The organism is Cribrihabitans neustonicus (genome assembly GCF_048820895.1).
GTDB classification, from domain to species: Bacteria; Pseudomonadota; Alphaproteobacteria; order Rhodobacterales; family Rhodobacteraceae; genus Cribrihabitans_A; species Cribrihabitans_A neustonicus.
In genome coordinates, this window is the sequence record NZ_JBMERQ010000001.1 from 759293 (window position 1) to 779700 (window position 20408).

21 protein-coding genes are annotated in these 20408 nt (G+C 64.4%); 10 read left to right on the forward strand and 11 right to left on the reverse strand.

Annotated features, from left to right (window positions below):
* Nucleotides 1–269: 269 nt before the first annotated feature.
* Nucleotides 270–1424: an endolytic transglycosylase MltG gene (gene mltG, locus ACOHWE_RS03620; RefSeq protein WP_420664175.1), complete on the reverse strand. Its 1155-nt coding sequence runs from the start codon at nucleotides 1422–1424 to the stop codon at nucleotides 270–272.
* Nucleotides 1424–2689, reverse strand: coding sequence for a beta-ketoacyl-ACP synthase II (gene fabF / locus ACOHWE_RS03625; protein ID WP_420664177.1), 1266 nt, complete (start codon nucleotides 2687–2689; stop codon nucleotides 1424–1426). Before fabF ends, mltG begins: the two co-directional genes overlap by 1 nt.
* Before the next feature lie 450 nt (nucleotides 2690–3139).
* Between fabF and ACOHWE_RS03630 the strand changes: the two genes are divergently transcribed.
* Nucleotides 3140–3985 (forward strand): PilZ domain-containing protein, encoded by an 846-nt coding sequence (locus tag ACOHWE_RS03630; RefSeq protein ID WP_420664178.1) that lies wholly within the window; start codon nucleotides 3140–3142, stop codon nucleotides 3983–3985.
* Nucleotides 3986–4213: 228 nt separating this feature from the next.
* On the opposite strand, the gene ACOHWE_RS03635 is transcribed toward ACOHWE_RS03630, so the two are convergent.
* From ACOHWE_RS03635 to fabD, 4 genes are all read right to left on the reverse strand, one after another.
* The gene (locus tag ACOHWE_RS03635) at nucleotides 4214–4957 is read right to left on the reverse strand and encodes a 1-(5-phosphoribosyl)-5-[(5-phosphoribosylamino)methylideneamino]imidazole-4-carboxamide isomerase (protein WP_420664180.1); all 744 of its coding nucleotides are present in this window, start codon (nucleotides 4955–4957) and stop codon (nucleotides 4214–4216) included.
* A gap of 152 nt (nucleotides 4958–5109) precedes the next feature.
* The gene (locus tag ACOHWE_RS03640) at nucleotides 5110–5343 is read right to left on the reverse strand and encodes an acyl carrier protein (RefSeq protein WP_088632595.1); all 234 of its coding nucleotides are present in this window, start codon (nucleotides 5341–5343) and stop codon (nucleotides 5110–5112) included.
* Nucleotides 5344–5732: 389 nt separating this feature from the next.
* Complete coding sequence (gene fabG, locus ACOHWE_RS03645) at nucleotides 5733–6470, reverse strand: 3-oxoacyl-[acyl-carrier-protein] reductase (RefSeq protein WP_420664182.1); 738 nt, start codon at nucleotides 6468–6470, stop codon at nucleotides 5733–5735.
* Nucleotides 6471–6554: 84 nt separating this feature from the next.
* Nucleotides 6555–7487, reverse strand: coding sequence for an ACP S-malonyltransferase (fabD, locus tag ACOHWE_RS03650; protein ID WP_420664184.1), 933 nt, complete (start codon nucleotides 7485–7487; stop codon nucleotides 6555–6557).
* Nucleotides 7488–7722: 235 nt separating this feature from the next.
* On the opposite strand from fabD, the gene ACOHWE_RS03655 reads away from it, so the two are divergent.
* Nucleotides 7723–8964, forward strand: coding sequence for a cytochrome b/b6 domain-containing protein (locus tag ACOHWE_RS03655; protein WP_420664185.1), 1242 nt, complete (start codon nucleotides 7723–7725; stop codon nucleotides 8962–8964).
* Between the two features lie 161 nt (nucleotides 8965–9125).
* Nucleotides 9126–9548 (forward strand): globin domain-containing protein, encoded by a 423-nt coding sequence (locus ACOHWE_RS03660; RefSeq protein WP_420664187.1) that lies wholly within the window; start codon nucleotides 9126–9128, stop codon nucleotides 9546–9548.
* A gap of 236 nt (nucleotides 9549–9784) precedes the next feature.
* Here the strand turns inward: ACOHWE_RS03660 and ACOHWE_RS03665 are convergent, their stop codons facing one another.
* Nucleotides 9785–10360: a YceI family protein gene (locus ACOHWE_RS03665; RefSeq protein WP_420664189.1), complete on the reverse strand. Its 576-nt coding sequence runs from the start codon at nucleotides 10358–10360 to the stop codon at nucleotides 9785–9787.
* A gap of 337 nt (nucleotides 10361–10697) precedes the next feature.
* On the opposite strand from ACOHWE_RS03665, the gene rpsF reads away from it, so the two are divergent.
* The 7 genes from rpsF to ACOHWE_RS03700 all read left to right on the forward strand — a co-directional run bounded on the left by rpsF (nucleotide 10698) and on the right by ACOHWE_RS03700 (nucleotide 14717).
* Nucleotides 10698–11051 (forward strand): 30S ribosomal protein S6, encoded by a 354-nt coding sequence (rpsF, locus tag ACOHWE_RS03670; RefSeq protein WP_420664191.1) that lies wholly within the window; start codon nucleotides 10698–10700, stop codon nucleotides 11049–11051.
* Between the two features lie 28 nt (nucleotides 11052–11079).
* Nucleotides 11080–11307: a 30S ribosomal protein S18 gene (gene rpsR, locus ACOHWE_RS03675; RefSeq protein ID WP_005982441.1), complete on the forward strand. Its 228-nt coding sequence runs from the start codon at nucleotides 11080–11082 to the stop codon at nucleotides 11305–11307.
* 13 nt (nucleotides 11308–11320) lie between these two features.
* Nucleotides 11321–11938, forward strand: a complete 618-nt coding sequence (rplI, locus tag ACOHWE_RS03680) for a 50S ribosomal protein L9 (RefSeq protein WP_420664195.1) — start codon at nucleotides 11321–11323, stop codon at nucleotides 11936–11938.
* A 173-nt stretch (nucleotides 11939–12111) separates the two neighbouring features.
* A complete protein-coding gene (locus ACOHWE_RS03685; protein ID WP_420664197.1) occupies nucleotides 12112–12351 on the forward strand; it encodes a hypothetical protein in 240 nt (79 codons plus the stop codon).
* Nucleotides 12352–12945: 594 nt separating this feature from the next.
* Nucleotides 12946–13419, forward strand: coding sequence for a transglycosylase SLT domain-containing protein (locus tag ACOHWE_RS03690; RefSeq protein ID WP_420664199.1), 474 nt, complete (start codon nucleotides 12946–12948; stop codon nucleotides 13417–13419).
* Between the two features lie 180 nt (nucleotides 13420–13599).
* On the forward strand, nucleotides 13600–14037 hold the full coding sequence (locus tag ACOHWE_RS03695) for a hypothetical protein (RefSeq protein ID WP_420664200.1): 438 nt from the start codon (nucleotides 13600–13602) through the stop codon (nucleotides 14035–14037).
* Nucleotides 14034–14717: an HTTM domain-containing protein gene (locus tag ACOHWE_RS03700; RefSeq protein WP_420664201.1), complete on the forward strand. Its 684-nt coding sequence runs from the start codon at nucleotides 14034–14036 to the stop codon at nucleotides 14715–14717. Before ACOHWE_RS03695 ends, ACOHWE_RS03700 begins: the two co-directional genes overlap by 4 nt.
* A 294-nt stretch (nucleotides 14718–15011) precedes the next feature.
* Here the strand turns inward: ACOHWE_RS03700 and tig are convergent, their stop codons facing one another.
* From tig to pdxR, 4 genes are all read right to left on the reverse strand, one after another.
* Nucleotides 15012–16343, reverse strand: coding sequence for a trigger factor (gene tig / locus ACOHWE_RS03705; RefSeq protein WP_420664204.1), 1332 nt, complete (start codon nucleotides 16341–16343; stop codon nucleotides 15012–15014).
* Nucleotides 16344–16617: 274 nt separating this feature from the next.
* A complete protein-coding gene (locus ACOHWE_RS03710) occupies nucleotides 16618–17736 on the reverse strand; it encodes a porin (protein ID WP_420664206.1) in 1119 nt (372 codons plus the stop codon).
* Nucleotides 17737–18063: 327 nt separating this feature from the next.
* Nucleotides 18064–18795 carry a hypothetical protein gene (locus ACOHWE_RS03715; protein ID WP_420664207.1) on the reverse strand — a complete coding sequence of 244 codons (732 nt, stop codon included), beginning with the start codon at nucleotides 18793–18795 and terminating at the stop codon, nucleotides 18064–18066.
* A 47-nt stretch (nucleotides 18796–18842) separates the two neighbouring features.
* Entirely contained in the window at nucleotides 18843–20318 is a 1476-nt protein-coding gene (pdxR, locus tag ACOHWE_RS03720) for a MocR-like pyridoxine biosynthesis transcription factor PdxR (RefSeq protein WP_420664208.1), read from the reverse strand.
* Nucleotides 20319–20408: the final 90 nt, after the last annotated feature.

Consider the following 20408-nt stretch of genomic DNA (forward strand, 5'->3'; position numbering starts at 1 on the left):
GAGAGAAAGAAAGGCGGCTGGCAGGCCCTGGCCCGCGACTGCCCGTAATTCTTCCAGCTGCTTACCGATCTCAGCATGAATGGCAGGAAAAATCAAACAAGCCGGGGCCTTGACCGCACGTCTCCAGCGCAACAGTGGACCAGGCGGGCCGTCTTCCGCATCGGAAAGCGGGCCGGAGTTACCGTAATTATGCGCCGTGCGGCCCCCCGCAGGCTGAAACAAGAAAGGGCGCCGCAGCGCCCTTTCCTCAAACCGTTTCAGTCGGCAGATCAGTTGTTAGCCTGTTCCGCCTCGATCTGGCGCCACTTGGCGACGTTACGGTTGTGCTCATCCAGCGTTTCAGCAAAGGCATGGCCACCGGTGCCGTCCGCGACAAAGTAAACGTAGTCGCTCTCAACCGGATTCACCGCTGCCTCCAGGCTGGCCATCCCGGGGTTGGCAATCGGTGTCGGCGGAAGCCCCTCGATCACGTAGGTGTTCCAGGGCGTTGCCTTGCGCAGCTCGCTCTGCCGCAGCCCGCGCCCCAGCACGCCCTCGCCGCGGGTCACGCCGTAGATGACCGTCGGGTCGGTCTGCAGCCGCATACCGCGCTTGAGCCGGTTGGCGAAGACCGAGGCCACCATGCCGCGTTCCTCAGGGACGCCGGTTTCCTTCTCGATGATAGAAGCCAGGATCAGCATTTCCTCCGGCGTCTGAACCACCGCATCCGGCGACCGGCTTTCCCAGGCCGCGCTGATGCGCAGCTTCTGGCGCGTTTGCATCTCAGCCAGCACTGCGGCGCGTTCGGTACCCGGAGTGACCTCGTAGCTGTCGGGCGCCAGCATGCCTTCAGCCGGACGCTCGCCGGTTTCTCCAGCCAGCACGTCGATGGCCTTCAGTGAATCGACCACCTGCCAGCTGGTCACGCCCTCGGCGAGCGCGATACGGTAGCGGGTGTCAGGGTCCTGGCGGGTCTCCGCGTATTCCTCCGGGGTCTCCTCCTCGCCAATCAGGAACTCCGCGGTCTTTTCGAACTGGTTCGTAGCCGGGTCCAGCGTGCGCACCACTGCCTGGGTCCGCGTGACGCCCACCTGATAGACCACCTCGGTGCCGCAGGTGGAGGCGCCGGATTGAGTGATCTGATCGACGATCTCCTCCATCGAGGCGCCGGCCTCGACCAAGTAGCTGCCCGCCTTCAGCTGGCCGGTCTTTTCGCTGTAACGCGCGCCAAGCCGGAACAGGGTGCCAGAGGTCACCGCGTCCTGGGCCGCCAGGTCGCGGCTCACCCGTGTCATGTTGGAGCCCCGCTCCACACGCAGGCAGATCGCCGTCTCAAGCGGCCCTTCAGAAGTATACTGCGACTGGCCCCAGAGAATGACCCCGCCCAGAAGGAACAGCACCACCACCAGGACAGTCAGCATATTGGAGGCGAGGCTGCGCCACATCAGCTGGCCTTCCCGAAGATCACCGACGCGTTGGTGCCGCCAAAGCCGAAGGAGTTGGAGAGCGCTACGTCGATCTTGCGCTCACGCTTCTGGTTGGGCGCCAGGTCAACCGGAGTTTCCACCGCCGGGTTATCCAGGTTAATGGTCGGCGGCGCCACCTGGTCGCGGATTGCCAGGATCGAGAAGATCGCTTCGATCGCGCCGGCCGCGCCCAGCAGGTGGCCGGTCGCCGATTTGGTCGAGGACATGGTGACGTTGGCCGCATGGTTGCCCAGCAAGCGCTCCACCGCACCCAGCTCGATGGTGTCGGCCATGGTCGAGGTGCCATGCGCGTTGATGTAATCGATGGCCGACGGTTCCAGACCCGCATTGGCCAGCGCCGCGCGCATCGAACGCTCGCCGCCTTCGCCGTCCTCGGAAGGCGCGGTAATGTGGTAGGCATCGCCCGACAGGCCGTAGCCCAGCACCTCAGCGTAGATCTTGGCGCCGCGGGCCTTGGCGTGCTCGTAATCTTCCAGCACCACGATGCCCGCGCCCTCGCCCATCACAAAGCCGTCGCGGTCCGTGTCATAGGGGCGCGATGCTTTTTTCGGATCATCCGCGTACTTGGTCGACAGCGCCTTGCAGGCATTAAAGCCTGCGATCCCGATTTCGCAGATCGCCGCCTCGGCGCCGCCCGCGATCATCACGTCCGCATCACCTGACTTGATCAGCCGCGCCGCGTCGCCAATCGCGTGGGCGCCGGTCGAACAGGCGGTAACCACCGAGTGGTTCGGCCCCTTGAATCCGAAGCGGATCGACACCTGGCCCGAAATCAGATTGATCAGGGCGCCGGGAATGAAGAAGGGCGACACGCGGCGCGGGCCCTTTTCCTTGATCAGCACAGCAGTGTCCGCGATGGAGCTGAGCCCGCCGATGCCGGAGCCGATCATCACGCCGGTACGCAGGCGGCCCTGCTCATCCTCGGGCGTCCAGCCCGCATCGCGCACGGCCATCTCGGCAGCTGCAATGCCATAGAGAATGAAGTCGTCGATCTTCTTCTGATCTTTCTTGGCAACCCAATCGTCGGGATTGAATGTGCCGCTGCTGCCGTCGCCCCGCGGAACTTCGCATGCATAGGTCGTGCTGACGCCGCTGGCCTCCGCATCAAACAGGGTGATCGGCCCGGCGCCTGACTGGCCGTCGAGAATCCGGGACCAGGATTCCTCGACACCGCTGGCCAGAGGGGTGACCAGGCCCAGTCCGGTGACAACTACTCGCCGCATTCCATGCTCTCCTTCGCCTCGGCAATCCGTCCGACCAAATAGCTTGGATTACCCGGAAGGTGCAAGAGCAGGCGGCACCGCGCAGGGGAAAGCATGGCCTGCGTCCGGTTTTGCGGAAATATTACAGAGCGGGAGCATTTCATTAACACCTCTCCCTCAAGTTGAGGTCACTCCGTTCAATGGATCAGGCGGCTTTTCCTCACAAGGCGCCGAAGCGGGCTGGGGTTCTGGGCCAATGATTTCCCCAGCCCGCAATTAACCTCTCATCACCCTGCCAGCCAAATACCCTATCCAGATGCTGCCTCCCCTGCGGTTGCAGGAAATTGCGCCCCGCGCGGCTGGGTCACCGTTAACTGCGCATTTGCACCTCTGCGTCATACTCCGCAGCACGGGAAACAAGGGACAAACCGAGTCATGCGCCGATGGCTTGCAATATCTGCCGCGCTGCTTTTGGCTGCCATATCCGCCGGGCAGGCCGCCGCGGGCTGCGAGCTGCATCACGATCTTTCGCTGCTGCACCGTACCGCCAAGGGGTATATCCACTATCTGGAAACCGGCGAAAAACCGGTGATGGCGCAGCGCCTGCAACGCTGGATCAGCCGCAACCCGGCGCCGGAGTTGAAGCCGCGGATGCGCGCCGCCGGGCTGGAATCGGTCTTGAACGAAACGCTGGCCCTGGTGGAGCAGCAGCAGCAGTTCCTGCGGGTGCACCAAGCCCAGGGCCGCAGGGCCGCACTGGAAGCAGTGGACCGCGTCAATGGCCATGCCGTGGCGGAAAAATTCGGCAAGCGCGTGGAACACCTGGCCTGCGATCCGAACGAGCAAACCACCATGCGCAGCAAGCTGGTGGCCGTCGCCGCTGCCGAGGCCCAGCAGCGCCGCCAGATGATCAACGTGGGCATCGCCTGGGTTTCCTTCATCGTGCTGGGCGGCAGCATCCTCTACTTCCTGGACCGGCTCGGCATCCGCCGCATCCGCCGCACCAAGCGCTACACGTGCTCGCTGCCGGTAGTGGTTAACACGGGCAGCAGCGTGATCTCAGCGCGCCTGGTCGACATCAGCCGCGCCGGCGCCAAGGTGCGCCCGGACGGTCCCTTGTCCGTTGGCGGCAAGGTCGCGCTGACCTTCAGCATCTACCACAAGGAAGCGCATGTTATGTGGCACACGCCGGACTACTTCGGCGTCAAATTTGCCGAGGAGTTCAACCCGATGCAACTGCACAAGCTCTTGGAGGACTATCCGGCCGAGGCTGCCGCCGCCAAGCCAACTCCCGGGCCAACTCCCGGGTTGAGCTAAGGCAAGACTGCAGGCTTCGCTCCGCAGGCAGGAGATTTCGTCAGTCCACCACCCCGCGGTTCCCGCTGCCACAGGACAATTCTGCATTCCGGTGCAGCCTCTTCTCCCCGGCGGCCGCGCAAAAGCAGAAACCCGGCGGCGTATGCCACCGGGTCCTCTTCTTGCGTCACAAGCTTTGCCGGGCCACCCTGGAGCCGCCTTCCAGGCAGGCCCGGAGGAGTTTGGGCGTTACTGGAACTCGGCCACGTGCTCCGGCTCCGGCCGCGCTACCTCCAGCGCCTTCGCGAGCGACAGCGTTTTCCGGTAGAGGGCCCGGCCGACCAGCGCGCCCGAGATGTTGTAGACATACTTCAGCCGGGAGATGTCGTCGGCAGTGCGCACCACACCGCTGGCGATCACCGGCGTGCGCGCGTGGCGCGCAAGGCCCGTGATCAGGCCCAGCTGGGCCTCGACGCTGGTCATGTCGCTGTCGATATCGGTCACAAGGATACCGGCGAGCGGCAGCGTGTCGAAGGCCTCGATGAAGTCTTCAGGCGTGATCGCGCCGGAATGACGCCATCCGTCGGTCATTACCTGGCCCTGGTAAACATCGACTGCCAGCACGATCTGATCCGGATGGTGATTGATAAGATCTTTGACCATATGCGGGTCGCGTGCCGCCAGGGTGCTGATCACGATCCGGCCCGCACCCTTGTCGATCCAATGCTCAATATGCTCACGCGAGCGCATGCCGCCGCCCAATTGCACCGGAATGCCAGCTCCGCGGATAATCCGGGTGATGAGTTCCTCGTTGCGGTAATCGCCCTCAATCGCGTTGAAATCGGTCAGATGCATCCATTCCGCACCGGCCGCGGCAAAGCTTTTGGCGGTTTCCACCGGGTCCACATGCCAGATTACCGGCTCGTCCAGACGGCCCTTGTCCAGCGTCACGCAGCGGCCGTTCTGAAGTTCCATTGTGGGGTAGATGATCATGGCGGGGAATTCTCCTGATTGCTCCAGGTGCAGGATACCACATCCTGCCGCCTGTCACTCAGAATGCGCGGCTTTGGCCCCGCCCCCTCGACGCAAAACGGCGCTTCCCCGCAGGAAAACGCCGTTCAGGAATTCACGTTTCCGTGACTGGCTCAGGAAGCTTCTTTGATGAACTTCACTGCATCGCCAAAGGTCTGGATGGTTTCGGCTGCATCGTCGGGGATCTCGATGCCGAACTCTTCTTCGAAAGCCATGACCAGCTCAACGGTATCCAGGCTGTCGGCGCCGAGATCGTCGATGAAGGACGCGTTTTCGGTCACTTTTTCTTCTTCGACACCCAGGTGCTCAACAACGATCTTCTTAACGCGATCTGCGACGTCGCTCATGTCTCTTCCTCGTTTTTCAGGGCACTCTGCCCGGTTCTGCCCTTGCCCGTGCGGGCGGCGTGGTTGTGCCCGTGCGGGCGGTGTTATCCCCGCAGGCGGGAATGGGACCGGCACTTCCCGCAAAGGAATGCCGGCGTCGATACGCGCCGCCTATAGCATAGACCGCAGCCGAGGCAAACGGTTTCGCACCGGTGGCGCAGGACAGACCGCCCGCCTGCTGCCGCCATCAAGCGCCGGAAGGGCACGGTAATCAAGCGGTTGCTGCCACGGGCGGCCAGATTTTTTTCAAAGCGGCGCCTTTTCAGGCCCTTGCCCGGTTTCCCGGTCTGAAGGCAAAGCGCCAAATGCGCGTAATGCGCGCAGAGCGGGCGGCCCCTCCGCCCGGTACGCTACAGCATCGCCATACCGCCGTTCACATGCAGGGTAGTGCCGGTCACATAGGAGGCCTCACTGCTGGCCAGATACAGAACGGCCGAGGCGATTTCCTTCGAATCCCCCATGCGCCCCGCCGGAATCTGGCTCAGGATCGCGTTCTTCTGGTCATCGGTCAGCTTGCCGGTCATCGCGGTGGCGATGAATCCCGGGGCGACGGCGTTCACGGTGATGCCGCGGTTGGCAACCTCATAGGCAAGCGATTTGGACATGCCGATCATGCCCGCCTTGGAGGCGGCATAGTTGCCCTGGCCCGGGTTGCCGGTGGCGCCCACGACCGAGGAGATGTTGATAATCCGCCCCCAGCGCTTCTTCATCATGCCGCGCAGCACACCGCGGCACAGCCGCATGGTGGAGGTGAGATTCACGTTCAGCACGCTCTCCCATTCCTCGTCCTTCATGCGCATGAACAGGTTGTCGCGGGTGATGCCGGCGTTGTTGACCAGGATGTCGACCCCGCCCATCGCTTCGGCAGCCTGCTTCGGCAGCGCCTCGACGGCTTCCGCATCGGAAAGGTTGCAGGGCAGCACATGGGCGCGTTCGCCCAGTTCCTCGGCCAGCGCCTTCAGGGGCTCCTCCCGGGTGCCGGACAGCGCCACGGTGGCGCCAGCCGCGTGCAGGGCGCGCGCAATATCGCCGCCGATGCCGCCCGAGGCGCCGGTGATGAGCGCAGTCTTGCCAGTCAGATCAAACATGTCATTTCCTCTATCAAAGCTCCGGCCCGCCGCGGGCGCCGTTTTCCGGCGCGGAAACTGGCCGGAATTTTTGCAAAATTCCGGTTACCCTGCGGCCGCTGCCTGGACCTCTTCCGGCGTGCCCGCCTGGCGGCAGGCAAGCGATCGGTCGATCTTGCGGATCATGCCCGACAGCGCCTTGCCAGCGCCGATCTCCCAGAACTCGGTCACGCCTTTGGCGGCCATCGCCTGCACGCTCTCGCGCCAGCGCACCGAGCCTGTGACTTGTTCGACCAGGAGCTCACGGATTTCGTCCGGGTCCGTCACCGTATCCGCCCGCACATTGGCGATCAGCGGCACTGCCGGCTCCTTGATATCCACGCCCGCCAGCGCCTCGGCCATCGCGTCCGCCGCGGGCTGCATCAGGGCACAGTGGAAAGGGGCGGAAACCGGCAGCATCACCGCGCGCTTGGCCCCCTTTTCCTTGGCAATTACCGCGGCGCGCTCCACCGCCGCCCTGGCGCCGGAAACCACCACCTGGGTGGGGTCGTTGTCGTTGGCGGCCTGGCAGACCTCGCCCTGTGCGGCCTCCTCAGCCACCGCGCGCACCGCTGTGAGATCGAGACCCAGGATCGCGGCCATAGCGCCCTCGCCGACCGGAACGGCGTTCTGCATCGCCTGACCGCGGGTGCGCAGGAGCCGCGCGGTATCGGCAACCGACAGCGCGCCCGCCGCGGCCAGCGCGGAATATTCCCCCAGCGAATGCCCGGCCACGAAGGCCGCCTGCTCCAGGCTCACGCCTTCGGCTTCGAGCGCCCGCAGCGCGGCCAGCGACGTAGCCATCAGCGCGGGCTGGGCGTTCTGCGTGAGGGTCAGCGTCTCGATATCGCCCTCCCAGATCAGCTGGCTCAGCTTCTCCCCCAGCGCCGCGTCGACCTCGTCGAACACTGCCTGCGCCGCGGGGTAGGCGTCGGCCAGCGCCTTGCCCATGCCGATGGTTTGGGCGCCCTGCCCGGGAAACACGAATGCGATTGTCATGCGTGACCTCGTCTGATGAACCGTTTGGCCTGATGTAGCGGGCCTTTCCGTTGCGTACAAGCAAAGCCCGCACTCCGGTGCCCCCCGCGGCTGGCGCCCCGCAGCCGGCGCACAGCGTCCGCGCAGCCGGGGCGCGCACCAAGCCTGTGCGCGGGCGGACAGCTCCCGGCGTTGCAACCCGCAGGGCGGCGGTTAGAGTCCGGGGCAAGCGAAATTCGGACAAGGACCCGCGCCCATGCCCCGCTCCAACACGCCCTCTTCCTACGGCAGCGTCGCCAAGGGGTTCCACTGGCTGACCGCCCTTCTGATCTTCACCGTCTTTCCCCTGGGCTATTTCGCCAAGGAACTGGCGGTGGAAATCCAGAGCCCCGGATTTGACGGCAGCGAAGCTGTGATCGAGCGGGCAACGTTTCTGTTTTCGCTGCACAAGACCCTTGGCATCGCGGTCTTCTTCACCGCGCTGCTGCGCATCCTCTGGGCGCTGAGCCAGCCCAAGCCCAGCCTCCTGCACCCGGACCGCAAGGCCGAGGCGCTGGCGGCAGAAACGGTGCACTGGCTGCTCTACGGCTCGCTGGTGATGGTGCCGCTCACTGGCTGGACCTACCACGCCGCCACCACCGGTTTTGCGCCGATCTGGTGGCCCTTCGGTCAGGGCCTGCCCTTCGTGCCGCTGTCCAAGGCCCTCGCGCATGCCGCCGCCACCCTGCACGGGCTGCTGGTCTGGATCCTCGCGGCAGCGCTGGCGCTGCATATCGCCGGCGCGCTGAAACACCACGTGATCGACCGCGATGCCACCCTGCGGCGCATGCTGCCCGGCCGCGCCGCCTTGCCGCAGCCCCCGGCGCAGCGCCACAGCCTGGCGCCGCTGGCGGTGGCGCTTGCGGTCTGGGGTGCGGTGCTGGCGGGCGGCGCGGGTTTTGGTCTCTTCGCGACGACCCAAGCCACCGGTACCGCCGCGCCCGTTGTGGCCAGCGATCAGCGTGCCAGCCAGGACGCCAATTGGCGCGTTGAACAGGGGCGCCTTGGCCTCGAGGTCATCCAGATGGGCAGCGCCGTCACCGGCAGCTTCGAGGAGTGGACCGCCCGCATCCGGTTTGATGAGCCCGCCGCCCCAGGCCCGGCCGGGGATGTGGCGGTCTCCGTGGCGATCCCCTCGCTGGAGCTCGGCAGCGTCACGGCGCAGGCGATGGGCGCCGACTACTTCGACGCCGCCAATCACCCGGCCGCCGCCTTCGAGGCCGATATCGTGAAGCTTGAGGAGGGCTACCAGGCCGAGGGCACGCTCACCCTCAAGGGCGTGACGGTGCCCGTTACCCTGCCCTTTACGCTCGATCTAGACGGGGACAGCGCAAGGATGCAGGGTGCAATGGAACTGAACCGGCTGGACTTCGGCATCGGTGCGGGTCTGCCGGATGAAAGCTCGCTGGCATTTGCGGTCACCGTGACAGTGGAGCTGCACGCCACCCGCATGCAGTAATCCCCAATCAGCGCCGGGCAGCAGCACAGGCCGCCCCCTTTCGCAGCGTTTCGACCTTTTCGCCCGCAGCAGGATTTCTGTAACGTCGCGCGGATTCGCGCGGCGATACGCCAAGCAGGGGGTGGTACAATAGGGCATGGCAGAAGGAGGAGGAGGACGCCATGCCGCTCTCCAACCACGATCTGAAGCTGCTGCGCGACAGCTACGCCCGCCTTCATGAGGAGATGGACCTGCATTCGCTCTACTTCTACGAAGCCCTGTTCCGCCGCGCGCCGGAGCTCAAGGCAATGTTCCGCGAAGATTTGGAAGCGCAGGGGATGAAGTTCATGTCCACCCTGGGCCGTATCCTGGACGAGATGGACAAACCGCAAATGCTGAGTGCGAAGCTGGCGGAGCTGGGCAGGATGCATGCCGCGATCGGTGTCACCCGCGCCCAATTCGCACCGATGGAGGAGGCGCTCGTAGATACCATGCGGCAGGTCCTCGGCGATGACATGACTGAGGAGCTGGAACGAGCTTGGCGCACCGGATTTCGTGAGGTCAGCGCAGACATGATCCGGCTGGGCAGCATTCCCGAAAGCTAAACCGCCGCAGGTCGGATAACCCATCTTGAGAAGGAAGTGTCCATAGACGCTGCTGGTTCCTTTTGCGGGCCAAGAGGTCATCGCGAAGTCCCGCGCCAAGCCGGCGGCTGGCAAAACAGGGTCAGGAAACCGCATCCGCACGAGCGGACGCTGACCGGCGTGATACGTGCCCCCACCAAAAAAACCGCCGGTCCAACTGGACCGGCGGTCAAACTCTCAAAGCAGATGCGCCGGAACTACTCGGCCTTCTTGGCCTCGATCGACACCTTCACCTCGACCTCATCACCCACGAAGGGCGCAAACTTGCCGAGGTTGTAATCCGAACGCAGCAGCGTGGTGGTGGCGTCGAAGCCGGCCCAAGGGATATTCTCCATCGGGTGCTGGTCGGCCTTGTTCAGCTTGGCATCCAGCACCACGGATTTGGTCACGTCGTTCAGCGTCAGATCGCCGGTGATCTTCGCGGTGGTGTCTCCCGTCACCTCGATGCCGGTCGACTTGAACGAAACGGTTTCATCGTCGGTGGCGTCGAAGAAGTCCTTGGTCATGAAATGGTCGAAGCGGCCTTCCCAGCCGGTGAACATCGACTTCAGCGGCATCGATACTGACACGCTGGACGCGGCCGGGTCTTCCTGGTCGAACATCACCTCGCCCTCGAAACCCGAGAACATGCCCCAGGTCGTCGAATAGCCTAGGTGGTTATAGCTGAACAGAATCTGGCTGTGGCCCGGGTCCAGCACGTATTTCTCCGGCTCAGCGGTGGCGCCGGTGGCGGCCAAAGCAGCCACGGCAGCGGCAAGCAGGGTCTTCTTCATGGGGGAAAGCTCCGTCGTTAATATTCTCTTGACAACAGGTGCAGGCTGACACCGCGTTTGGGAAGCCGGCAAAAACCAACACTAACTGTGAGCAGGCAAACACAAAACCCGGGGCGCGCTGGCCCCGCCGCTGCTCGCGCAGTTGTGATGCCGCTGCCTGTCCCGGCCGCATCCCTTCCCGCGCCCAGCCGGATTCGCCTTGCTCTTTGCGCGCCAGCCTGTATAGGGAGGCCCTGCTTCCGCGCATCTTTCGATCCGCGCAGACTCTCGTGACAGGGCAGCGGAAGTGTTTGACGCCCCGTCTATGAAATGCGCCTAGACACAAACAGGAGTTCGCATGCCACTCTATGAGCATGTCATGATTGCGCGTCAGGACCTGTCCAACTCGCAAGCTGAAGGCCTCATCGAACACTTCGGTGCTGTTCTGTCCGACAACGGCGGCAAGCTGGTCGACCAGGAGTACTGGGGCGTGAAGACCATGGCCTACAAGATCAACAAAAACCGCAAGGGCCACTACGCCTTCCTGAAGACCGACGCCCCCGCCGGCGCGATCCAGGAAATGGAGCGCCTGATGCGCCTGCATGATGACGTGATGCGCGTCCTGACCATCAAGGTCGACGAGCACGCCGAGGGCCCCTCGGTCCAGATGCAGAAGCGCGACGAACGCGACGGCCGTCGCGAACGCCGCTGATCAACGCTTGAGAAAAGGACGCTAAATCATGGCAGCCAAACCGTTTTTCCGCCGCCGCAAAGTGTGCCCGTTCTCGGGCGACAACGCGCCGAAGATCGACTACAAGGACACCCGTCTGCTGCAGCGCTACATCTCCGAGCGCGGCAAGATCGTGCCCTCGCGCATCACCGCCGTGTCCGCCAAGAAGCAGCGTGAGCTGGCCCGCGCAATCAAGCGCGCCCGCTTCCTCGCCCTGCTGCCCTACGCTGTGAAGTAAGGAGACCTGACAGATGCAAGTTATCCTTCTCGAACGCGTTGCAAAGCTCGGCCAGATGGGCGAAGTCGTTGACGTGAAGCCCGGCTACGCGCGCAACTACCTGCTGCCGCAGGGCAAGGCAAAGACCGCCTCCGACGCCAACATCGCGGCCTTCGAAGATCAGAAGGCCCAGCTGGAAGCGCGCAACCTGGAAACCAAGAAAGAAGCCGAAGCGCTTGGCGAAAAGCTGGAAGGCCAGCAGTTCGTCCTGATTCGCCAGGCTTCCGACGGCGGCAACCTCTACGGCTCGGTCACCCCGCGTGACGCCGCCGAAGTGGCCACCGAAGAAGGCTTCTCGGTTGACCGCAAGCAGGTCATCATCCGCGAGCCGATCAAGGTTCTGGGCCTGCATGAAGCCGAGGTGCACCTGCACCCGGAAGTCATGGTCACCGTTCAGCTGAACGTTGCCCGCTCGCCCGAAGAGGCCGAGCTGCAGGCGTCCGGCAAGTCGATCCAGGAGCTGGCCGCCGAAGAGGAAGCCGCTGCTGAGTTCGAAATCTCCGAACTGTTCGACGACATCGGTTCCGCCGCCTCCGACGAGGACGAGGCACCGGCCGCCGCCGGCGGAGACGACAGCGAAGAAAACGCCTGATCCGTTCCGGATTTGGCAGAACCGGAAAAGGCCGCCTGCTTCAGGCGGCCTTTTTCATTGCGCGTCCAGCAGCTTGCAAAGCCGGCACAAGTTTTAAGCAGATCAGCGCAGCATGTTAACCGCTCTCCGCACGCCATCATTGATACTGACGGGCAGAGGAGAAGGGGATACCCATGCGCGTTTCACTTTACCGCGAAGAAACCGCTCTGCGTCGGCGCTTGCTGCTGCGCCTGCTGCGCGGCTTTGATTTCGATGCGCCCCGCTACCAGAGCGAAGCCGTCACCGACGCCGTGCCAAAAGCACTGCTCACACCGGAATTCACCCGTTTCGATGGCCACCGCGGCCCGGCGCTCGCCGCCGCCCCGCGCCGCTTTGGCCGCGGCGGAACCGGACGCCCCGGCGCGCCGTCCTGAACACTGCGAAACCAATTCGCCCGCAGGGCGGCCTGTGCCCTAGCTTGGGCCAAAACCTGGTGCACACCGATCTCGAGAGGCTGGCTCCAATTGCCGCCCACACGCACCGCCAGCTGCGCTCGCAGACTGCGCAGATCTGCAACGGCCGCGTGGGCAGGACCGCCGCGGCAGGCGCTGCCATCAGGTGAATCGCCTGCAGAGCCGCAGGCGCCCGGTGTCCGCTCAAGCGCCCGTCTGGTAGTGCCGGAAGGGGCCTGAAAGGGACCGCGGAAAATTGGGAAACAGCCGCGGCCCCTTCTGCCCGATGGTGCCGCACCACCCCCAGGCGGGAGGGGATGCGGCCCTGAGGGTTGTTCTGCCTCAATGCGCACCCCCAACATGTAGCGGTCGACCACAACAAACAATTCCTTAACACTCATAATTTTAGGAAAATTCAAACTATGGCAGCGATCCGCCCGAAACCGGCTGATAACGCGGGATGACCGGCAATTCCCCGCTCCCGCTGCGCGGATTTCCCCGGCGAAGGAAACCGGCCCGTTGCAGGAGACGCCAGGCTGGGTAGTCTCGCCGCACGCAACAACCAGCGGAGCCCGCATGACGCCCCGGATCAGTCTCATCTTATTTCTTGCCGCCGCGGTCCTTACCGCCTGCGGCACCCAGGCGGAACCGCCCCAAGTTCAAAGGGCCGCTTTCAATCCGCCGCTCTTTCCCAACGAAACCCCCGAGCTGCGCCAGGAAATCAACCACTGGGCCGATCATTACGAGGTCCCGCGCAGCCTGGTCCACCGACTCGCCATCCGCGAGAGCACCCACCGCCCCTGGGCCGTCAACCGACCCTACTACGGGCTGATGCAAATCCTGCCAGCCACCGCCCGTTCGATGGGCTTCGAGGGCAAGCCGGATGCGCTGCTGGACCCCAGCACCAACCTGCAATATGCGGTCAAATACCTGCGCGGCGCCTGGCTCCTCGCCGATGGCAGCCAGGATCAGGCCGTTAAGCACTATTCGCGCGGCTATTATTACGAAGCCAAGCGCCGCGGCATGCTAGAAGAAACCGGCCTGCGCTGAGCGCGCTGGCGCAACCTGAACCACCCGCAGCGCGCCGCAGGCGCGCTGCCCGGCCCAACCGGCAACGGTGCGCCCGTCCGGGCGCATCGCGGACGGGCGGGAGCCCCCCGGCCCGCAGGCGTCGAGCCCCGCCCAGGGCGGTTTAGGCAAATTGTAACCGCTGCCGGGCAGACTGGCGCCATGGCCTCCCTGCTCTCCCTCCTGCTGCCCGCGCTGCTGCCGTCCTGGCGCTTCTTCAAGACTGTCGAGCCCTCGCCGCGGCTGGAATGGGCACTCTTGCCCGGCCCGGATGAGCCCGCGGACAACTGGCAGGAATTCCGCCCCCGCCCGCAGCGGATCGGCGCTTTACGCGTGGCGCTGCGGCTGCTGTGGAATCCGCGCTGGAACGAGAGCCTGTTTCTCGTCAGCTGCGCCGAGCGCCTCACCGCCAGCCCCTCTGCCCGCATTGCGGAGGAAATCCACAGCCGCATTTCCGCGGAGCTGCACCGCCGCCCGCCGGGACACATCCTGCCGTATCTGCAATTCCGCCTGGTCTTCCATGACCGCCAGGAGGGCGCCTTGGTGTGTGCGGTCACCTATATCTCGGCGCCGCGGCGGCTGACGGACGATGCGCCTTGAATTTCGAGACCGCCCTGCGCGCAACCGAGATGCTCCTGGCCTTTGCTTTCCTGCTGCAAAGCGCCGAACACGCGGCCGCCCGCAGGGACGAGCAGCTGCTCCACCTTCCCCGGCTGCTGCTCAGCGCGCTTCTACTGCTCGGCGTTGCCACGCCATTTGTGCTGCTGGCGCTCTGCGGTCTGGGCCTGGCTCTCCTGCGCCGTTTCCAAGGCCCCTACAACGGCGGCAGCGACAAGATGAGCCTGCTGATCCTCACCTGCCTGACCCTCGCGCATCTGCTCCCCGCCCGTCCCTGGCAAGAGCTCGTCTTTGCCTATCTCGCGGCCCAGCTCGTGCTCTCCTACTTTATCTCCGGCCAGGTCAAGATCATGAATCCTGATTGGCGCACGGGCCGGGCCTTGCAGGACGTATTTGCCTACTCCGCCTACCCTGTGAGCGAGGGCCTGCGCGGCTATGCCGCCCGCCCCGGCCTGCTGTTCGCGATGAGCTGGGCGGTGATGCTGTTCGAACTGCTGTTTCCTTTGGCCCTCTTTCACCGCGAGGCGCTGATGCTGGCGCTGTTCACTGCGGCGCTGTTCCACCTCGCCAATGCCTGCCTGTTCGGACTCAACCGGTTCTTCTGGATCTGGCTCGCGGCCTACCCCTCGATCCTCTGGCTGCAGAACCGGCTGGTGCTCTGACTGGTCCCCCATGAGGACAGCCCAGTAACGTACCAAGATTGTTCCACAGCGCGGAACAAGGCCGAAGGCCGCCGCGCATCGTCGGCGCGCGCCCACGCGGCGGCGATTGGGCTGAGACTGGGCGGTGCCCTCGACAGGGTCTACGGACTCGGCCAACATAAACTGCCAGCCAAGTCCATTCGGATCGCCTCCGCGCGCGCCGTCGATGCACGGTTCCGCGCTTACTGCACGGAAACGCAAAAGACCGCCCCGGGGGGCGGCCTTCCGTAAGCTCTACAGCGGGCAGAAGGAGGTTTACTCCTCTTCCAGCGCCTCAACAGCCTTTTGCAGGTCTTCCTTGGAGACTTCCTTCTCCTCCACCTTCGCCTGTTCGACGATGTGGTCGACGACCTTGTCTTCGAAGATCGGCGCCCGCAGCTGCTGCTGCATCTGGGCGTTCTGCTGGATGAACTCGAAGAACTGGCGTTCCTGGCCCGGGTACTGGCGCGCCTGCTGCATGATTGCCTGGGTCATCTCGGCGTCGGTCACCTCGACCTCGGCTTTCTGGCCCAGCTCGGCGAGCAGCAGGCCGAGGCGCACGCGGCGCTCGGCCAGCTTCACGTGCTCTTCGGTCGGCTCGATCTCACCGTGGTCGTGGCCCTGCACCTCCGGGTTTTCCTCGTGCCACAGCTGGTGCGCGATCTGCTTGGCCTCGGCATCGACCAGCGACGGCGGCAGGTCGAAGGAGACCAGATCGTCCAGCTTGTCCAGCAGCGCGCGCTTCAGCACGGCGCGGGCGGCACCGGCGTATTCGGCTTCCAGACGCTCGCGGATCTGGCCCTTCAGGGCTTCCAGATCGTCAGAGCCGAATTTCTTCGCCAGCTCGTCGTCGATCTCGGCCGCTTTCGGCGCCTTCACTTCCTTCACGGTGCAGGAGAACACGGCTTCCTTGCCCGCCAGATGCTCGGCCTGATAGTCCTCGGGGAAGGAGACGGTCACGTCCTTCTCTTCGCCCGCCTTCACGCCGACCAGCTGCTCCTCGAAGCCGGGGATGAAGGAATTGGAGCCCAGCACCAGCGGGTAGTCGTCGCCTGCGCCGCCTTCGAAAGCTTCGCCGTCAACCTTGCCGACGAAATCGATCACGACCTGATCGCCGTCCTCGGCCGCGGCGCCCTCTTCGCGGGCCTCGTACTCCTTGGCGGTCTCGGCCAGGTTCGCGAGCGCCTCGTCAACCGCTTCGTCCTCGGCCTTCACCACCAGCTTTTCCAGCTCGATGCCGGAGAAATCCACTTCCGGAATTTCCGGCAGGGCTTCATAGGACAGGTCGACGGCAACGTCGTCGCCCTCTTTCCAGTCTTCGTTGGTCATCTTGACTTCCGGCTGCATCGCCGGACGGTCGCCGCTTTCCTCGAAGTGCTTGTTCATCGCACCGTCGATGGCTTCCTGCATCGCTTCGCCCATCAGGCGCTGGCCGAACTGTTTCTTCAGAAGCGCCATCGGGACCTTGCCCTTGCGGAAACCCTTCATTTCGATTTCCGGCTGCGCTTCGACCAGCTTTTCGTTGACCTTCTCGTCCAGCTCGGAAGCGGTGACGGTGATGGCGTAGCCGCGTTTCAGACCTTCGTTCAGCGTCTCGGTGACCTGCATCCTATTCCCCATAGAGATTCGGGGCGCGCGCGCAGGCTCCGCCCCCAGACAATTTGGGGCCTTCTATTTGCCCCAGCCGCCCGGCGCAAGGGGCATTGCCCGCCTGCGGCGGAAATAGGCAGCTTTGCATTGGTTTAGCCCCGGAAACACGAACCGCGCATCGCCGGCGCGGCGGCCTTCGGCCTTGTTCCGCGCCTGCGGACTCTGCGCCCCAAAAAAGAAAACACGCCCGCAAGGGGCGTGTTTCCGTTCTGATACCCGAGGGAGGGGAAAATCAGAACTTCCAGCGGGCGCCAGCCAGGATCACGTCCGCGTCTTGGTAGTCGGCACCGCTGGTGTCCTCATAGGAGTACTCGCGGTAGGCGACATAGGTTTCGACGTTGTAGGCGTCGATCTTCTGCACCGCGGCCACACCCCAGGATTCCGAGCTGTCGCCTGCAGTGTTCATGTCCGAGCCGTCGTAGTAGTCGACGGAGAAGGCGGTGGAGCCGGCGGAGATCAGGTTCGCCTGGTAACCCACCTTGGCGTAGGCATAGTCACCCGCGATGTCGCGCTCGCCCGCGGCGAGGTTCAGCGACAGGCCGGTATCGCGGTGCAGCACCGCGAAGGAGCCGGAAATGTCGCGGTAGTCTTCGCGGCCGGTCTCTTCGGTCCAGGACGCGCCGAGGCCAGCGTCGAAGTCGAAGCCCGCAACGTCTTCGCGGCCATAGCGCACGGCGGCGTCATAGGTCTCGCGGTCGTTATCCTCTTTCAGGATGTCGGTGCCCCAGGAGGCCGACAGGGTGAAGCCCGCGAGGTCCGGGGAGTCGTAGCGGACGCGGCCCAGGCGGCTGCCGTCCAGATCGGAGAAGACGTCGCCGATCTCGATGCCGCTCAGCGCGCCGTCGGTACGGCGGAACTGGTAGCCGCCCGCGGAATCCGCAACTGAGTTGGAGGCGCCAAGCCCGGTGCCGGAGAAATCGGCGCCGGTTATGCCGTCAGCCGCCATCGAGCCCTGGCCGGCTGAAAAGCGGCCGTATCGCGCGGTGCCGAACTGCAGGTCGATGTGGCGGATATCGGTGCGGTCCCAGTCGAGGTTGTCGCCAGTGCCGAACTGGTCCACGCCGTCCGAGCTGCGGAAGCCAAGCGCGGTCTCGAAGTTGAAGCGCAGGGTGTTCTCGCCAAAGCTCTGTTTCAGCCAGAAGCCCAGCCGCGACTTGGAGGCTTCGTTGTCGACCACGCGGCCGAAGTCCGCTTCACCGTCGTCGAAGGACTGGAAGGTGGGGTTCACGTGGCCGTACCAGCGGAAGCTGCCGCCGGTGTCGTTGGTGTACTCGGGGCCCGCCAGGGCGGGGCCTGCAAGCGCCACTGCCAGCGCCGAGGCGCTGACGGTTGCAGCAAATTTGGTGCTCATTTTCTGAGTCTCCTGTTCCATGCCGGACCGCGGTCTTCTCCATCCCTGAAGCCTAGGCCCGTCACCGGGCTATCAGTGCATTTTTGCAGAGAAGAGGGTTGAAACCCGCGGACAAAATCCAGCCCGAATTGATCGGCGGATTTTTGCCTGCGGCGGAATTCCGCCTGCAAGAATCCGCCTGATTACAGGGATTTGCGTGAACCGGATCACATTCCTTGCACAGGTGCCGCAAGGCTGCCATGCGCGAACCGCAACCCTGCACGAGCGCACAGAACCTGGTTCACTGCTGCACGAGTCGATGGGGTGAAGAAACTGAAACCTGCCGCTTCAAACCACGAGCAGCAGCGCCGAATAGCCTGCCGCGCCTGCTGCAAAGGCGCCAAAGCTGCTCTGGCGCTCCTCCGGCAGCTCTTCCTTCAGCACGTTCAGCACCACGCTGCCGGCCAGGAACGAGAAGATGCCGATAAGCCACGGCTCGGGGATATCCGACGCCACCCCCATGAACCACCCGGCGAGCACCGCTCCTGCGAGGACAAACCGGCCCTTGTGATCGTAAAGCTCCCGGTGATCGTCATGCATGCCGAAATCGTTGGTGACGAAATGGAGCCCCATCGCCACCACATAAAGCCCCAGAGACTGCAGCCCGGGATCCTCGCGGTGCAGCAGGAAATAGCCGACCAGAAAATTGTAAAGCGCAAAAGCTCCGATATGAACCCAGAAGGCCCGCGCCTCGGTCCGCTCCCGCCCGGCCTTCGAAGTTTGAACCAGCCGCTCCAGCCCGTAGAACACCGCAAGCCCTGCCAGCGCCAGCACATAGACAAGCCGCTCCAGCGCTTTTGCGGCGCCGGCCAGGGCACCGTCGTGTTCCGCCAGCGCCTTTTGGTGCTCGGCCAGCTCGGGCAGCAGGTGGACAAAGACATAGGCCACCGCCACCCCGCCCGCGATCGAAAGCCAGCGGCTGCGCGGGATACCGTCAAGAAATCTCAGCTTGGGCACCAGGTAGTGGATTGCGGCAAAAGCCAGCGCAGCAAGCAGCGAAGGGAAATAGAGCTCAGGCATGAAAAGTTAACGCATGGGCTTCTCCCGGGTTCCAGCTGTGGTTCCCGTCAGGCAATCTGGTCCGCGGCCTTCCGCAGGAGCGACACCCCGTGACGAATCCACTCCGGGTCGACAGCGGCATAACCCATCACCAGACCAATCTGCGCATTGCGCCCAGAGGACAGCGGCGGATCGCATAATCCCCGCACCGGATAGACGCCAACTCCCAGCCGCAATGCCTGTTCGATCAGCTCGCCTTCGCGCGCCGCGGGCAATCGGCGGAACCAGACCACGACATGCAGCCCGGCCGCGCCGCCTTCAATTTCCACCGCATCGCCAAAGGCCGCCTGCAGCGAGTCGATCAGCGCTGCCCGCCGTTGCGCGTTCAGCCGGCGCTGCCGGCGCACCTGCCGTTCATATGCGCCGCTCTCGATCAGATCTGCCAGCGCCTCCTGCCCAAGCAGAGATGTGTGGCGGTCCGTCAGCTGCTTGGCGGTCAAAAATGCCTCGCGCAGCCCCTCTGGCACCACCACATAGCCGATCCGCATCGCCGGCGAGAGGATCTTGGAGATCGTGCCGACATAGATCACCCGCCCGGTCTCGTCGACTGAGCACAGTGGCGGCAGCGGCTTCACGTCATAGCGGTATTCGCTGTCGTAATCGTCTTCGATGACCCAGGCGCCGGCCTGTTTTGACCACTCGATCAGCTCAAGGCGCCGCTCGATCGGCATCACTCCGCCCAAAGGGTACTGGTGCGAGGGCGTGACATAGGCGAGCCGCGCCTGCACCCCGGAAAGCCGGGCGGTGTCGAGCCCGTAGGAGTCGACGTCGATCGGCACGGGCCGCGCGCCCGTCATGGTGAAGGCCATCCGTGCCATCGCGTAGGCCGGGTTCTCTATCACGAAGGCATCCGTCGGGTCGAGCAGCATCCGCGCCGACAGGTCCAGCGCCTGCTGCGAGCCGCTGACAATGATTATCTGGTCGAGCTGGCAGCAAAGCGAGCGCGAGCGCCACAGATAGCCCTGCAAGGCCCGGCGCAGGCGGCGCGACCCCGCAGGCTCGCCATAGGCGAGCACCGGGCTTCGGCGCAGAAGCGCGGCGTTGACCGCCCGCTTCCAGGCCGAGGTTGGAAAGTCGCCCGGCGCCATCTCGCCATAGCGGAAGTTCACCACCAGCCCCTTGCGCGAGGGCTGCGGCAGCGGCCCGGCGGTGAGCAGCTTCTGCCCGAAACTGGACAAAGGGGCACTCCGCGTCCCAGCCGCAGTCTCCTGCTTGTCCTGCCCCGGCGGACCCAGCGGCGCCTTTACCGCCACCCGCGGCCGGGCGCCCTGCCGCACCGAGATATAGCCCTCAGCCGCGAGCTGCTCGTAGGCGACGGTGACCGTGGTGCGCGACACGCCCAATTCCTCGGCCAAGGCCCGCGACGAGGGAATATCCTCGCCCGCTGCATAAACGCCGGCAAGGATCTGCTTTCGCAACGTCAGGTAGATTCGCTTCGCGCCTGTCCTGGGTATGCGGGTTATCGCTTCTGCCAACTGGACCACCTTTTTTCTGCCAAACTGGCCGTGTTGCCCAAGCTAGTTTGGTTTTAGACAAACCGCAATTCTGGATTGAGTTATTTCCAGCAAACTCGC

Coding starts and splice junctions, on each gene's coding strand:
- mltG (WP_420664175.1), bottom strand. CDS start 1,424: ATGTGGCGCAGCCTCGCCTCCAATATGCTGACTGTCCTGGTGGTGGTG.
- fabF (WP_420664177.1), bottom strand. CDS start 2,689: ATGCGGCGAGTAGTTGTCACCGGACTGGGCCTGGTCACCCCTCTGGCC.
- ACOHWE_RS03635 (WP_420664180.1), bottom strand. CDS start 4,957: ATGATCATCTACCCCACAATGGAACTTCAGAACGGCCGCTGCGTGACG.
- ACOHWE_RS03640 (WP_088632595.1), bottom strand. CDS start 5,343: ATGAGCGACGTCGCAGATCGCGTTAAGAAGATCGTTGTTGAGCACCTG.
- fabG (WP_420664182.1), bottom strand. CDS start 6,470: ATGTTTGATCTGACTGGCAAGACTGCGCTCATCACCGGCGCCTCGGGC.
- fabD (WP_420664184.1), bottom strand. CDS start 7,487: ATGACAATCGCATTCGTGTTTCCCGGGCAGGGCGCCCAAACCATCGGC.
- ACOHWE_RS03655 (WP_420664185.1), top strand. CDS start 7,723: ATGCCCCGCTCCAACACGCCCTCTTCCTACGGCAGCGTCGCCAAGGGG.
- ACOHWE_RS03660 (WP_420664187.1), top strand. CDS start 9,126: ATGCCGCTCTCCAACCACGATCTGAAGCTGCTGCGCGACAGCTACGCC.
- ACOHWE_RS03665 (WP_420664189.1), bottom strand. CDS start 10,360: ATGAAGAAGACCCTGCTTGCCGCTGCCGTGGCTGCTTTGGCCGCCACC.
- rpsF (WP_420664191.1), top strand. CDS start 10,698: ATGCCACTCTATGAGCATGTCATGATTGCGCGTCAGGACCTGTCCAAC.
- rpsR (WP_005982441.1), top strand. CDS start 11,080: ATGGCAGCCAAACCGTTTTTCCGCCGCCGCAAAGTGTGCCCGTTCTCG.
- rplI (WP_420664195.1), top strand. CDS start 11,321: ATGCAAGTTATCCTTCTCGAACGCGTTGCAAAGCTCGGCCAGATGGGC.
- ACOHWE_RS03685 (WP_420664197.1), top strand. CDS start 12,112: ATGCGCGTTTCACTTTACCGCGAAGAAACCGCTCTGCGTCGGCGCTTG.
- ACOHWE_RS03690 (WP_420664199.1), top strand. CDS start 12,946: ATGACGCCCCGGATCAGTCTCATCTTATTTCTTGCCGCCGCGGTCCTT.
- ACOHWE_RS03695 (WP_420664200.1), top strand. CDS start 13,600: ATGGCCTCCCTGCTCTCCCTCCTGCTGCCCGCGCTGCTGCCGTCCTGG.
- tig (WP_420664204.1), bottom strand. CDS start 16,343: ATGCAGGTCACCGAGACGCTGAACGAAGGTCTGAAACGCGGCTACGCC.
- ACOHWE_RS03710 (WP_420664206.1), bottom strand. CDS start 17,736: ATGAGCACCAAATTTGCTGCAACCGTCAGCGCCTCGGCGCTGGCAGTG.
- ACOHWE_RS03715 (WP_420664207.1), bottom strand. CDS start 18,795: ATGCCTGAGCTCTATTTCCCTTCGCTGCTTGCTGCGCTGGCTTTTGCC.